Source organism: Spirosoma sp. SC4-14, from assembly GCF_037201965.1.
Lineage (GTDB): Bacteria > Bacteroidota > Bacteroidia > Cytophagales > Spirosomataceae > Spirosoma.
This window is the reverse complement of the sequence record NZ_CP147518.1, coordinates 5,485,381-5,499,019: the sequence shown is the minus strand read 5'-3', so window position 1 is coordinate 5,499,019 and position 13,639 is coordinate 5,485,381. Positions and strand designations below refer to the sequence as shown.

At 49.9% G+C, this 13,639-nt stretch carries 15 protein-coding genes; 11 read left to right on the top strand and 4 right to left on the bottom strand.

Annotated elements, in window-relative coordinates; translation table 11 throughout:
• Nucleotides 1-10: 10 nt before the first annotated feature.
• The 3 genes from WBJ53_RS22475 to yidD form a co-directional block, all read right to left on the bottom strand.
• Nucleotides 11-355: a DUF4174 domain-containing protein gene (locus WBJ53_RS22475; RefSeq protein ID WP_338870332.1), complete on the bottom strand. Its 345-nt coding sequence runs from the start codon at nucleotides 353-355 to the stop codon at nucleotides 11-13.
• 119 nt (nucleotides 356-474) lie between these two features.
• Entirely contained in the window at nucleotides 475-852 is a 378-nt protein-coding gene (locus WBJ53_RS22470) for a co-chaperone GroES family protein (protein ID WP_338870330.1), read from the bottom strand.
• Between the two features lie 104 nt (nucleotides 853-956).
• Entirely contained in the window at nucleotides 957-1,166 is a 210-nt protein-coding gene (gene yidD, locus WBJ53_RS22465; RefSeq protein ID WP_338877221.1) for a membrane protein insertion efficiency factor YidD, read from the bottom strand.
• Nucleotides 1,167-1,265: 99 nt separating this feature from the next.
• Between yidD and lgt the strand changes: the two genes are divergently transcribed.
• Entirely contained in the window at nucleotides 1,266-2,114 is an 849-nt protein-coding gene (lgt, locus tag WBJ53_RS22460) for a prolipoprotein diacylglyceryl transferase (protein WP_338870328.1), read from the top strand.
• Nucleotides 2,115-2,351: 237 nt separating this feature from the next.
• Complete coding sequence (locus tag WBJ53_RS22455) at nucleotides 2,352-2,975, top strand: transposase (protein ID WP_338870326.1); 624 nt, start codon at nucleotides 2,352-2,354, stop codon at nucleotides 2,973-2,975.
• Nucleotides 2,976-3,054: 79 nt separating this feature from the next.
• Here the strand turns inward: WBJ53_RS22455 and WBJ53_RS22450 are convergent, their stop codons facing one another.
• Nucleotides 3,055-3,387 carry an MGMT family protein gene (locus tag WBJ53_RS22450; protein ID WP_338870324.1) on the bottom strand — a complete coding sequence of 111 codons (333 nt, stop codon included), beginning with the start codon at nucleotides 3,385-3,387 and terminating at the stop codon, nucleotides 3,055-3,057.
• Between the two features lie 170 nt (nucleotides 3,388-3,557).
• Here WBJ53_RS22450 and WBJ53_RS22445 point away from each other — a divergent pair, with 170 nt between their 5' ends.
• The 9 genes from WBJ53_RS22445 to WBJ53_RS22405 all read left to right on the top strand — a co-directional run bounded on the left by WBJ53_RS22445 (nucleotide 3,558) and on the right by WBJ53_RS22405 (nucleotide 13,637).
• Nucleotides 3,558-5,027, top strand: coding sequence for a DUF3375 family protein (locus WBJ53_RS22445; RefSeq protein ID WP_338870322.1), 1,470 nt, complete (start codon nucleotides 3,558-3,560; stop codon nucleotides 5,025-5,027).
• A 122-nt stretch (nucleotides 5,028-5,149) separates the two neighbouring features.
• Nucleotides 5,150-5,422: a hypothetical protein gene (locus WBJ53_RS22440; protein WP_338870320.1), complete on the top strand. Its 273-nt coding sequence runs from the start codon at nucleotides 5,150-5,152 to the stop codon at nucleotides 5,420-5,422.
• A gap of 76 nt (nucleotides 5,423-5,498) precedes the next feature.
• Entirely contained in the window at nucleotides 5,499-6,083 is a 585-nt protein-coding gene (locus WBJ53_RS22435; RefSeq protein ID WP_338870318.1) for a DUF4194 domain-containing protein, read from the top strand.
• The gene (locus tag WBJ53_RS22430) at nucleotides 6,067-9,561 is read left to right on the top strand and encodes an ATP-binding protein (protein WP_338870316.1); all 3,495 of its coding nucleotides are present in this window, start codon (nucleotides 6,067-6,069) and stop codon (nucleotides 9,559-9,561) included. The genes WBJ53_RS22435 and WBJ53_RS22430 overlap by 17 nt, the downstream gene beginning before the upstream one ends.
• 77 nt (nucleotides 9,562-9,638) lie before the next feature.
• Entirely contained in the window at nucleotides 9,639-10,784 is a 1,146-nt protein-coding gene (locus WBJ53_RS22425; protein ID WP_338870314.1) for a Wadjet anti-phage system protein JetD domain-containing protein, read from the top strand.
• Between the two features lie 62 nt (nucleotides 10,785-10,846).
• Nucleotides 10,847-12,223: a neutral/alkaline non-lysosomal ceramidase N-terminal domain-containing protein gene (locus WBJ53_RS22420; protein WP_338870312.1), complete on the top strand. Its 1,377-nt coding sequence runs from the start codon at nucleotides 10,847-10,849 to the stop codon at nucleotides 12,221-12,223.
• 66 nt (nucleotides 12,224-12,289) lie between these two features.
• Nucleotides 12,290-12,850 carry an antitoxin Xre-like helix-turn-helix domain-containing protein gene (locus tag WBJ53_RS22415; protein WP_338870310.1) on the top strand — a complete coding sequence of 187 codons (561 nt, stop codon included), beginning with the start codon at nucleotides 12,290-12,292 and terminating at the stop codon, nucleotides 12,848-12,850.
• A gap of 42 nt (nucleotides 12,851-12,892) precedes the next feature.
• Complete coding sequence (locus tag WBJ53_RS22410) at nucleotides 12,893-13,333, top strand: RES family NAD+ phosphorylase (protein WP_338870308.1); 441 nt, start codon at nucleotides 12,893-12,895, stop codon at nucleotides 13,331-13,333.
• Between the two features lie 85 nt (nucleotides 13,334-13,418).
• Nucleotides 13,419-13,637 (top strand): hypothetical protein, encoded by a 219-nt coding sequence (locus tag WBJ53_RS22405; RefSeq protein WP_338870306.1) that lies wholly within the window; start codon nucleotides 13,419-13,421, stop codon nucleotides 13,635-13,637.
• Nucleotides 13,638-13,639 lie beyond the last annotated feature (2 nt).

Below are 13,639 nucleotides of genomic sequence, written 5' to 3'. Positions count from 1 at the left end.
AAATCCCGGTTCAGATGGCTTTAAACAGGTCCTGGGGCGACACGGGCTTTTTGTAGGTCTCTCTAATGCTTCCGTCTTTGTCGAGAAGCCAGCCCACAAAATCCTCAGATGGCACCAGTTTATACTCATGCATCAGAAACTGGCGGTCGGGTTCCTGAAGTTCAGACGCAATAATTACAATCGTATCCAGCTCGTGTTTTGCAACATCATCTTTAAATTCAGTAAGAGCTTCCTGCTGTTCGATAAGATAATGCTGGGCATCGTCGCGGCCGTAGAGGAGCAACACGCGCCGGTGGTCTTTTTTTTCGCTCAATAAGGCCTTAAGCGACTTTTGCTGATTCGCTATACTTTCCATGCTAAGTGTGATTTCAAATTAGAACGATAATCAGACTCTACAACCAGCGATAGCGAATAGTGTTTTGGACGACGTTGGATGCTGGATAGTAGACTTGTTACTATCCAGCATCCAACGTCTCATAACAGATCCTCCGAGCGTTCCAGCATCAGAATCGACGATTGCGGTACAATAACATATTGTTCGCCTTCATAGTGCAATTCAATCGCATTCCGTTGAAGGTATAGCGCCACATCGCCTTCCTGCGCCTGAAGGGGCATGTATTTTATTTTTTCTTCCGTTTCTTTCCAGGGTTCATCGTCAACGGGTGTCGGAATGGGGTAGCCCGGCCCAACTTTAATGACGTAGCCCGATTGAACCTGTTCGCGTTCCTGTACCGTTGGGGGCAGGTATAAACCACTGGCCGTACGGTCGGTGGGGTCTTTGGGTTTAATCAGTACCCGATCGCCTACCACAATTAGGCGTTTTAGTTTATTATCGGCAGTAATATTAACCATGTCAGAGATTTGGCAAAGGAATAAGTTGTTCGTTGATGAAAGCAATTTTGGGGCAAAACCTGTAGAAACCGACAAATTGACAGTGATGACCTGGCAGCATCCATTCAGGGTACGGGATCGTAGCCATGCCCTCCCCACGGATGGCAGCGACCAATGCGTTTTAAGCCCAGCCAGCCACCGCGCATGGCCCCATGCTTCCGAATAGCCTCGATCATATAGTGCGAGCAGGTAGGTGTATACCGGCAGGCATTCGGAAAATAAGGCGATATAGCTGCCTGATAAACCTTAACGAGTCCAATCAGAATTGTTTTCATCATGACACTATAACACGAAAACGGCTAAAAACTTTCCCGCAATCCGTATCTTTGCCCACCGACGTTCGTTATCATAGTCGACGTTGACTCTGAATCGTTATGCTGCAATACGTGATTTGGGATGTTAATCCCGAAATTTTTCACATTGGTTCGTTCTCAGTTCGCTGGTATGGCCTATTATTCGCACTAGGGTTTCTGATCGGGATGCAGATCATGACCTATATTTTCCAAAAGGAAAATAAACCCGTAGCCGATACCGACACGCTGCTGATTTACATGGTTGTTGCTACCATTTTAGGGGCGCGTTTTGGTCATTTTCTATTCTACGAACCCGAAGTTATTCTTAAAAACCCGCTTGAAGTCATTCTGCCGCCCTACCGTGGGCTGGCCAGTCACGGCGCAACGATCGGTATTCTGACGGGGCTTTGGCTGTATTCACGCCGTAAAGAAAGCCGCCTGACTAATCAGACGTTTCTGTGGGTAACCGACCGAATCGTAATTACTGTGGCGCTTGGGGGAGCTAGTATCCGGCTTGGAAACCTGATGAACTCCGAAATTGTAGGCCGTCCTACCGATGTACCCTGGGCGTTTATTTTTATGAATAATACCGAATACGCCAAAATTCCCCGCCATCCAGCGCAGTTGTATGAATCGTTGTCGTGTCTGGTTCTCTTCTTTTTTCTGCTCTGGTTCTGGAACCGATACAAAGAGCGTACTCCGCGTGGCAGTATGTTGGGTATTTTTCTGATCTGGGTTTTTTCGCTCCGCTTTTTCTACGAATACCTGAAAGAAAACCAGGTTCCGTTTGAAGACAGTTTACCGCTGAATGTTGGTCAGATTTTGAGCATACCGGCTGTTTTGCTGGGCATCTATTTCCTGATTCGTAGCTACAGAAACCCTGTTGTCATACCTGAGCCTCAGGACGAATCTAAAGAAATAAAGTCATAGTGGAAGTTGAAAGTGATAGTGGGAAGGGGGCAGGATGCTCCCTTTTTTATTTTATCTATTATTATGATACGTTTACTCAAAAGATTGACGGTTGGGTTATCAGAAATCCGTTATTTGAACCTGGTACCAGAACTTAGTTGTTTGGTTCGCTGCGCCATACTTTAAGTTCATGTGGGAAGTGTGGTGAAGCGGGGCAAAAACGGTTCTGGTATCATTATTTTTAAACCTTTACTTGCCATGTTAAAAACAACGTACCTACTCTGTGCGAGCCTTTTAAGTGTTGCCCTGCTGGCTGGCTGTGGTAGCAAAGAGAAAGAAGAAGAAAAAAAAGATGAAGAGTCGGTTTCGGCTCTGGGCGCAGTGAGCGCTATGAAAGAAATGGCCGAACAGGCCGAAGAAATGCAGAAAAAAGGTCCCGTCGATGCTGTTGATTTCAGAACGCTGAAAGAGCTGTTACCTGCTGATGTCGACGGATTGGCCCGGAAAGAAGCAACCGGCGAAAAGAACGGTGCGGCTGGCATGGTCATCTCGACCGCCAATGCCAAATATGCTAACGAAGATGGCAGTGAATCTATCGATCTGGCCATTGTCGATGCGGGTGGAACAGCTATGCTTATGGGGCTGGCTGCCTGGTCGATGGTTGAAATTGACAAGGAAACCGAGCATGGCTACGAAAAAACCAGCACTATGGGCGACTATAAATCGTATGAGAAATACGATAATACCGATAAAGATGGTGAAATATCGGTGCTGGTAGCCAAGCGGTTTGTGGTAACTGCCAAAGGTCGTGGGGTTAGCATGGATAAAATAAAAGCGGCCGTCGAAGACATCGATCTGTCGAAACTGGCGGGGTTGAAATAGTTTATGGGATTCTGTTTACGGTTGCGCTGCACAAGTAGGAAGTATGTAAATTGGAAGCGCAACCGTAAACCGAAAACCGTTATATGGCCAACTCCACCGACGGGTCCCAGTAACGCGTTTTGAAGTCGACGACGCGGTCGTTTTTGATCTCTACACCCTCATCTTCCAGAAGTTGCTGCATAACCGTCGGGCCACCAAAAAAATGCTTTCCCGACAATACGCCTACGCTATTAACAACCCGGTGTGCCGGTACATCGGGTCGGTTATGACAGCCATTCATGGCCCAGCCCACCATACGGGCGCCCGCTCGCAAACTCAGATAACGGGCAATTGATCCATAAGTCGTTACGCGCCCTTTCGGCACCAGCCTTACTACCTCATACACCTCTTCAAAATAATCGCGTTGTTCCATACAGTGCCAATGACTGAGTGATCAATAAAATTGTCACCTGACAAAAGTAAGTCTAATAAGTGATCCAGTAGTCGGCTTGTTGATTATGTCGTCGTTGTCGAATCGGCTTGATTTTTAGTCTGAGTAAGAGGTATGCCTTATTTTTGACTTTCGACTGATGCCAATACGCTATGAACTATCCTCGTTATCAGGCTTTTTTTAGTGTCGACCGTGTGCCGGTGCCTATTAAAGTGTTGCGGAGCCGCAACCCAGCTCTGGTGCTCTGTTTTTTACAGGAAGCCTTTAAAGCCGAGCAGTACTCGCCTACACTGACTCATGAGCGGCTGACGGGCAATCTGGCCGATTTTCTGGAAACCTGGATAGCTACCGACGATGAATTTGCGGAGGAAAGTGGTCTGGCCAGTGTGGTGATGGGCGTTGAGGAGAAAGTCGAAAAACTCATTAAAGACTGGGTTCGCGAAGGCTATCTGACACTTTTTACGAACGATCAGGGTGATGACCTGCACTCGCTCACGCCCGACATGGAAACCGTGCTGGACTGGGTAGCGTCGCTGATGCAGAAACGTAGTTTAGTAGGAACCGAATCGCGTTTTCTGGACATCGTGCAAAAACTACGCGAACTGGTACAGAATACATCCGACGACTGGCGGGTAAAAGTAGCCGAACTGGAGCAGCAGAAACTGGACATCGACGAACAGATTCGGGACTTGATGCGGACACAAACCGTACAAACCTTCGCCGATTATCAGGTGAAAGAGCGGTTTCAGGAAGTCAACGTGGTAGCGCGTAGTCTGATGCGCGATTTTCGGGAAGTAGAAGATCGGTTTCGACTCATTGCCCAGGCAATTTATCAGAAACAATCGGCTGTCGATCAGACCAAAGGTGGCTTGTTAAGCTATGCACTCGATGCATTGGACGAACTTCGCCAGACCGACGAAGGACGTAGTTTTGAGGGCTTTTATCAGCACCTGACCGATCCTGGTCAAAAAGCTGAATTAGATGAGCTTATCCGACGCGTTTTCGAGCTACTAACCGAACGCGGACTTACTGTCGATGATACATTCGTCCGCAAAATCAAATTTTACCTGCATACCGAAGGTCAGAAAGTAAACGACTCTTTTTACCAACTGGCCCGGAAACTGGAAAAGATCATTGCCGAAAAACACCTCCGCGACCGCCGAAAATCGCTGGCCCTCATCAATGAAATTCGGACACTGGCGTTCGCTACTATGGACGATCCACCCCGCGAGGAGGTTTTTCTGGAAATTGATGGAAAGGCGGATTATCTGTCGTCTGACCCGTTTGTGTCGTTGCAGGAGCGCGAAAACCGGATTGAGCCGCGTGTACTGACTGTTGTCGAAACAGAAGAGGTTAGTTTTGACTCGCTGGTGAACCAGCCTGTTATCGACAAATCGGTGTTGCTGGCCAATGTGAAATACATGCTTCGGTCGAAGGCGCAGGTGACGCTTCGGGAAGTAGTTGATGAATTCGGACTAAAATATGGCCTGTCGGAATTGATGGCATACGGCAGTCTGGCAGCTGCGTCTACCAAACACCTCATCAACGATGCCCAGCGCGACAGTTATCAGATTAGCACCAATCGAAAAACGGACTTCCCGGAGATTATTTTTTGCCGGTAGATTAGTGTTTTTTCGACAGGATTGACAGGATGATCAGGATTTTTTAAGATGTAGCAAGTCCTGATCATCCTGTCAAAAAGTAATAGAACTGTGATTTCGCGTTTAATCGGTATTTCAATCAATTGCGTGTATTGGCGCAATTGCGTAATTTGAGTGATAATCTAAAAGATATAGCTATGGATAGCCTGGCCAACGTTTTTAGCATCGAAAAAGATTTCGTTTACCTGATTGGGCTAGATAAAGGCGAAGAAAAAGGCAAGGAAGAAGCCAAAGAGGAGTTTGTAAAGAACTTACTTACGAAAATGTCTTTACCATTTGAACAAATTGCTGATGTAGCCGGTGTTTCTGTTGAGTTTGTTCAAAAAGTCCAGCAGAAACTCATTGATACTAAATAACTTCTGTATTGCTTTCTATTCCGGCGGCAGGCTGCCCGCTGGGGCATGTGGTTGCAGCCATTATCTGCAACTACCTATGTCCAAACCCTACGCGTCAGCCATTATCAAACTCTTACAGTCGCATGCCATTTACGACGACGACCGCACGTACTGGCAACTCCTCGACCAGTACGAAACCCCCATCCGCGATTACTTTCAGATCATTGGCGTCGCGCTCGATTTTAACCGACGTGATGGCTATGCCCGGCTGGTGCAGAAAGACATTGCCGACGATGAAGCCAATGCCCCCATCAAACTCATTCGTCGGGTGGCGCTGAGCTATGAGCAAAGCTTACTGGCTATTTTACTGCGCGAATGGCTCGAAGAACATGAAGTAAGCAATCACCTGAGCAGTAATCGATTGTTCGTGACGCGGGAGCAGGTCCGCGACCGGATCGAGTTGTTCTTCAAAAACCAACCGAATCGCAAAGCGCTGATTGGCAAATTAGATGGCCTCATTGAGAAACTGGCCGATATTGGATTCCTGAAACAAACCCGCAAGGACGAAGCCAATCCCGACAATACGCAGTACGAAGTGAAACCGCTCCTGAAGGCAAAACTCCCCAACGACAAACTCGAAGAATTCCGCGACAAACTGAAAGCCTATGTGGAGTCTATTTGATACGCAGCAGGCGCCCATACGACCGGGGTATCGGCTCAAAACGCTGGAAGTATTTAACTGGGGCACCTTTCATGAAGGCAGCAGTCGGCGCGACATCTGGAAGCTATCGCCCGAAGGGCAAAACACCTTGCTGACTGGTGCCAACGGATCGGGTAAAACAACCCTGGTCGATGGACTGCTGGCCTTGTTGGTCAATCCGCAAAAACGTTTCTTCAATCAATCGTCGGGTGCGAAAAGCAGCAAGGAACGGAGCGAAGAGTCGTATGTAGAAGGGCATTACGGGCGCACACAAAACGAAGAACAGCAAAACGCCCGCGTCGAAAAATTGCGTCCGAACCGGGCCGATACGTATTCGATCATGCTGGCCGTATTTGCGAACGAAGGTGCTGGAAGCGTGCCGATTACGTTGGCGCAGATTCGCTGGTTCAACAGCAGTGGCCTGCAACGCAAATACCTGATTGCCAAACTCGAACTCAGCATTAGCGAGCACATTCAGTTCAGCACCGATGGCCATTGGCTGCGAAAACTGAAACGGCAATATGGCGACCGAATCGAGGATTCCGATACGTTTCCGAAGTATGCCGCTACGTTTCAGCGGTTGTTTGGGATGCGGAGCGAAAAAGCGCTGACCCTCTTCAACCAGACCGTCGGGATGAAAGTGCTGGGCGATCTGGATGAGTTTATCCGAACCAATATGCTCGAAGAGAGTGAAGCCGAAGCGTCGTTCAAAAAGCTGATGGACAATTACCAGACGCTGCTGACGGCCTATCAGGCCCTCGAAAAAGCCCGCACGCAACTGAATCTGCTTGAACCGATTTATACCCTCAGCCATGCGTATCAGCAACTGCAACAGTCGATTCGGGAAACAACCGAACACCAGCGATTGCTGGAACCCTGGTTTGCCCGTGAGCAGGTGCGCTTGTGGGCTGATGAACGCAACCGACAGAACCGCGAACTGGAGCGGCTGAGTGATAAACTGGCTGTGCAGGAAACTCAATGGCAGGAGGCTGATGATAAACGCGTTGAGCTGGAAATTCAATTAGGAAACAATCAGATCGCTCAGCAAATCAAGGATTTGGAGAAAGAGATTCGGGGTGTCGAAAAAGAAAAAGCGGAAAAAGAAAAGAACGCCAAAGATTACAACCGACTAGCGCGTTCATTGGGGTTTGCCGAAAACCCTGACGAAGCGGCCTTTCAGGAAAATACCGAACAGGCCGCAACGCTGCAAACCACATTGGCTACCGATAAAAAGCGGCTCGATGACCAGAAATACGCGAATCGAACGAAGCTGGACGAGCAAAAGAAAACCTTCGATGCGCTAACCGCCGAGATTACACAGTTGCTGAACAGCAGCGGTAAAGTAACGGGACGCCCGGCCGAAATCCGGCAGGAACTTATTGAAACTATTGGCGCTACGGAGGCTGAAATTCCGTTTGTGGCCGAAATTGTAGAAGTGCTGGCCGACGAAAAACCGCTCTGGAACGACGCCATTGAAAAGGTGCTGCATAGTTTTGGCTTATGTTTGCTGGTGCCCGACGCGTATTATTCGGAGGTCAACGCCTATCTCAACGCCCACCGCGATTTGAAGGGGAAAGTTGTGTTTCATCACGTCACGGGCAAACCGCCCCGGCCTATTTTTCCCGATCCACGGGCGTTGGTTACCAAGCTGGCATTCAATCCAAAAAGCCAGTATGCAGCCTGGGTCGAAAATCACATTGCGGGCCGATTCAATTACCTGTGTACACAAAGTCAGGCGGAATTTGAGCGGGCCGAACGAGCCTTGTTGCCATCGGGACTGAATCGAAACAAAGACCGCCATGAGCGCGATGACTCACCGGCCCATCGGCACCTGCTTGGCTGGGATAACCGGGACTTACTTCGCGAAAAACAACGCACCGCCCGCGAACTCAGCGATAGCATCGGCAAACTCGAAAAAGGGTTGAATACCATCGAAAAAGAGCTTTCTGCTATTGGCGATAAGGAAAAAGTGTTGTCGATTTTTCTGGAAATAAAACAATTTTCGAAAATCGACTGGCAGGCCGATGTGCTCCGAATCAGCGAATTACTGAAGCAGAAAGAAGCGCTGGAAAACTCGAATCAGACGCTGAAGACCTTGCAGGAACAACTGAAACATCTGAAGCAAACGATTGATACACTGACGAAAGACAAAGCGCAGACCCAACGGTTGTTCTGGGATACGGAGCAACGTATGCAAACGTTGGCCGATGAGCAGAAAATGGCTGAACACTTCCTGGAGAATTTCGACTCCGATAACCTTGATTCGGACTTGTCCCAACTGACTGATCTTACCCGCGACTTGCGCCCGCAGTTGACATACGCTCAGTTTAGCCAGCAAAAAGATAGGTTTGAAACCAGTTTGAACGCTACATTGACCCAACTCACGGCCGAAAAAGCAACCCAGGAACGAGCCATCCGGGCTGCAATGGGTGCGTTTAAATCGCCCGCCAAAGAAATCCGAACTACGTTCACCGACTGGGATAGCGACACCTACGATCTGAAAACCGAGATTGACCAACTGCCCGAATACATCGACCGCTATCAGCAGATTCGGGACGAGAACATGGTGGAACTGGAAAGCCGTTTTCACGACGAATTCAAAAGTGGAGCGACTAAGGCATTGACTGATTACTGCAATTCGCTGGAACTGCAACACGAACGCATCTGCGAAACCATCGACCAGATCAACGAGTCGCTCCGTAACATTGCCTTCAACCTCAATCCCGATACGTATATTCAGTTGGAACGTACCGACTCCCGAAAGCCCCGCATCCGTGATTTTCGGTTTGGTAAACTCAACGGCTGGCAACCCGACCGCACGCAGATTGCCCTGGCCGACAATCCCAAAGCGGCCGAAATTGCTCATTTTGTCAGCCGGATTCAGCCGTTTATTCGGGAGCTACAGGCCGATGAAAAATGGCGGCAGGAAGTTACCGATGTGCGCAACTGGTCGGAGTTTAAAGCGCGTGAATACTTCATGGCCGACAAAACCCCCAAGCCCGGTGGTAGCTACGACAGTTCGGGAAGTTTGTCGGGTGGCGAAGCGGCTCAGTTGGCCTACACTGTCTTGGGAGCGGCTATCGCCCACCAATTTGGCATTCACCGTAACGACGGACCGCGTAACGACGGACCGCGTAATGGTGGACCGCGTGGCGACGGCTTTCGTAATGGTGGGCTGCGCGACGGTACCAGCTACCGATCATTCCGGTTTATTGTGGTCGATGAAGCGTTTAGCAAACTGGACGAAGACAAATCGAAATACCTGCTGCAACTCTGTCAGGGGCTGGGTCTGCAACTGATGGTCGTAACGCCCCTCACGTCCATCCACCTGCTCGAAAACGACGTATCGGTGATCCACTGGGTTACCAAAGATCACCGCGACCGGCGCAAATCGACCGTCCGCGACATCCCGATTCTGGAATACCGCGAACAGAAAGAAACGTTGCTGGTCGATATGTAACGCGGGTGGAAACCCGCGAAATTGTAGACAAACATTTTGGATAACAACGCAAGTACGGGTTTCCCCGCGTTACAGTTATGATAACCCTCGACGATCTACACCGTAAGGCTCTGCGCCGATACGAAGCGGTTCTGAAAGCCTATTTTACGGGCGCAGACCTGTTTCCGATGGTGATTCCGACCAATAAGACATTGGATCGTGGGGCCGGGATGGACGCTATTTTCGACCAGCAGCGGGAGTTATTGGTGAATGCCAAAAACAAAACGGGTCGCGGTTACACGCTTGAGCTGAAACCAAACGCCAAAACGGGCCAGAGTGAAATTCGTAAAATCAGTTTCGACACCCCCAATGATTTCCTGTACTTTATCGGCAAAGAAGGCGACTATCAGCGCTTTGTGCAGATCGTTGAACAGATTCGGGCTGCATCGCCAGCATTGCTGTCTCTACTGGAACGAATGCCTCAGCTTGTGCTTGAACAGGCTGAAAAATGGCCCGCTTTGCTGCTTGTAACGGCGTATTTTGGGCAAAACCCCAAGCCGCAGCAATACGTCCGAAGCCTGTCTATTGCTGTGCCGACCAAGTTTATCGAAACCAACCGGCCCATCCTGCGCACCCTACTCGACCACCTGATTCCTGATCACCTAAACCCCGACGAGACCGATTTCTACAAACGCTTTCATCTGTATGTTGAGGAGCCACTACTAAAAATTCGGTTTCTGGACGAATCGCTGCGTATACACCCCGCGTTATCGCATATCAGCGTCTGGTTAAGCGAATTTCGGATGCTGGAATTAAGCGGAAGCCGCGTATTTATTATCGAAAACCTGACTTCCTTTCTGACCTTTCCCGCTCAGCCCGACAGTATTGCTATTTGGGGTGGCGGTTTCGCCGTTACGTTGCTGGGCGGGACCGACTGGCTGCATGATAAACAGATCTACTATTGGGGAGATCTGGACGCCCACGGTTTTCAGATGCTGGATCAGTGCCGCAAACTCTTCCCCAAAACGCAATCGCTTCTGATGGACCGTGCTACGTTCGACGCGCACAAGCATCTGCTCAGCCAGGGCGAAACAACCCCCGTAACGGAATTGCCGTATTTGACGGGTGAGGAACGTAACTTGTTTCAGCAGTTAAACCAAAACGGCTGGCGGATCGAGCAGGAGCGGTTAGGGGAGGAGTGGATATACGGCGGATTGCCCAACAGAGGCCATAAGCTGAAGTAATTACCGGGTAGCTTTATGTTCCATCTGCCTTTGCTTCCTAACCCGCATAAGCAATCAAACCTATGAAAACGCGACTGAAATTTGGGATGGTAGGACTACTAGCTATAGTCCTGACGAGTATCGTCAATGGAGTTGTGGCCCAGTCTACGCCACCGGTTTCGCTGTCAGTTGGCGCGGCCAAAGTAGATATAACGCCCGCTTTGGACGAACTGAAAAAGCCGTATTTCGGTATCAACGACAACATCTACTCACGGGCTGTTGTCATCAATAATGGCAGTAATACCGTAGCCCTCGTTTCGGTCGATATTGGGGGCATCAACAACGAAATGGCCGACCGTATCCTGGCGAAGATTAAAGCGCTGTCGGGTATTCCTGTCCAAAACATCCAGCTAACGGCCACGCATACGCACAGTGTACCGTTTGGGATTAGCGGGGAAGCTTTTGAGTCGAAAATTGCCAGTGCCGTCAAACTGGCGAAAGACAAGTTGCAACCCGCCCGGATTGGCTACGGCGAAGGGGTATCGTATATCAATGTGAACCGCAACATCATCGATCCCGAAACCCGCCGGTGGTGGGAAGGACCGAATTACGATGGCCCATCCGACAAAACCGTGGCCGTGGTTACCTTCGAATCGCTCGCCGGTAAACCCATTGCCGTCTATTACAACTATGCCATGCACGGGGTTATTTCCGGCATGTTCGATAAGATCAGCGGAGATGTGCCGGGAGCCGCGTCGCGATATCTGGAGAACAACTTCGACGATGAGACCGTGGCCCTCTGGTCGACGGGTGCCTGTGGCGATCAGAATCCAATCTATTACCAGCAGACCTACGATCTGCGCGAGATTCGCGTCAAGGAGTACGCCAAACGAGGCATCGACATCAGTAATAAAATGCCGCCCGGTGGCGAAGGACTCGACCGGAGCGACCCCAAAGTGATCAAACTGATGGAGCAGCAAAAGCAGATGCTGCTTTCGATGGGCCAGCTACTGGGTGAGGAGGTGCTGCATACCATGCGGGGCATCAAGCGAAAAATAAGCAACCCCATTGTTCAGACCGATCAGCGCATTATCAACTGCCCCGGACGCAAGCGGCTGGATGAAGGTCGGGCAGGTTACGCGGGTACCTATGCCGACGCAGATTCGATACCGATCCGGCTCGGGCTGATCCGGGTTGGCGACATTGCCTTTACGGCTGTCAACGGCGAAGTGTTCAGCCCCATCTGGACTCGTCTGAAAAAAGAATCGCCTTTTGCCAACACCATGATGGTGACGTTGACCAACGGTTTTGCCAGATCGGGCTATATTCCCAACGATGCCGCGTTTGGTACCTACACGTTTGAAGTCGTTTCGTCGCGGCTCAAGCCCGGTTTTGCCGAAAGTGCCATTGTCAACGGCTTGCTCGACATGATGTACGCCAGCCTTCAGCTAAAGCCATAAGAAAGTGAAGTGCAAATTTGCCGTTTGTTTTGTGTATATTTGCACTAATCGGCTCAATCACTATGTATGACTGCTCCGTTGCACCCAACCACATCCGTTAGCAAATCGTATTTAAGGCCCGTAGCGGATTTAATTCAGCAGGCCCGACAGGGCGTACTGCGTCGTCGGGTCGATGAAATTGCTCAGATCGTTGGCCTGACCGACAAAGAAATGGTCCATATTCTAGGGATGTCGGTTCGTAGCCTGCATGGGAAGTCGGGGGGCGACGCATTGACCCTTGCGGCCAGCGAGCGGCTGCTATTGCTTGAACGGCTGATTCAGCATGGATTGGTGGTTTTTGATGGGCGAGCTGATCTGTTAAGTCGTTGGCTGCATACGCCCCTGCATGAGTTAGGCTACCAAGAAACATCTACCGAAAATATGGAATCCCTACCGTCTATATCCCTACACGACATGGGAAGTTTTGAAGAGCCTAAACTAGTTTACGAACGTTCATCTACACTATCGGTTTCAGAAACACAGGTTGCGGTTGTCCCACAGTCTCCGTTGGTGGTGCTGGATACGGTATCCGGTTTCTCGTTGGTAGACGATGTGCTGGGCCGTATTGAATGGGGCATTGCCGGGTAAAAACACATGGATGTTTACCGGCTAAACAAGGCTCCTTATCACGTGGACCCATTATCGGATATCGGAAGCCACCGATACGGCGGGCGTTGGAACCCCAAAGGCATTGGCATTCTGTATACAAGCCGAACACCTGAATTAGCTCTGCTCGAAACGCTTGTGCACCTGCCTCCGCTCACATTATCCGAACTCCCTCAGCTATGGCTTAGTACGATTCGGCTGCCCGACGATCTGGACAAAGCTATCTTCTGGCTTTCGCCCGACCGACTGCCCACGTACTGGCAAACTGGTACCCTGTCCGAAACGCAAACCATCCTGACCGACTGGTTACTGGCTCCGTTTTCACTAGCCATTGCCGTTCCCTCTGCCATCATCGACACGTCCTACAACCTGCTGCTGCACCCGCAACATCCGGCTTTTTCCCAGGTAGACGTGGTTGCCCAGCGTCCGTTGCCGTTGGATGGGCGGTTGGTGAAAGCTGGTTGATGAACGTGTCAGTGCTCTACTTATCTTTAGTTGATTTGCGGGGGTAAAACGGCTATCTTGCAGGTATTACTAGTTTATGCAGATCATGACAACGAAGCTAAATCCTGTACAACTCCATCTGCTCCAGTTGTTTGCACACAATATGACTGAGCAGGAGTTAGCTGATATTAAGCAACTTTTGGCGGAGTATTACGTGCGGAAAGCCGATGAAGAAATGGCCAGGCTCCAGCAGCAACAACCAATCCATCAGAGCGACCTTGAGGCACTTCTGAATACCCACCTTCGTACTCCTTATCGCGAATAATG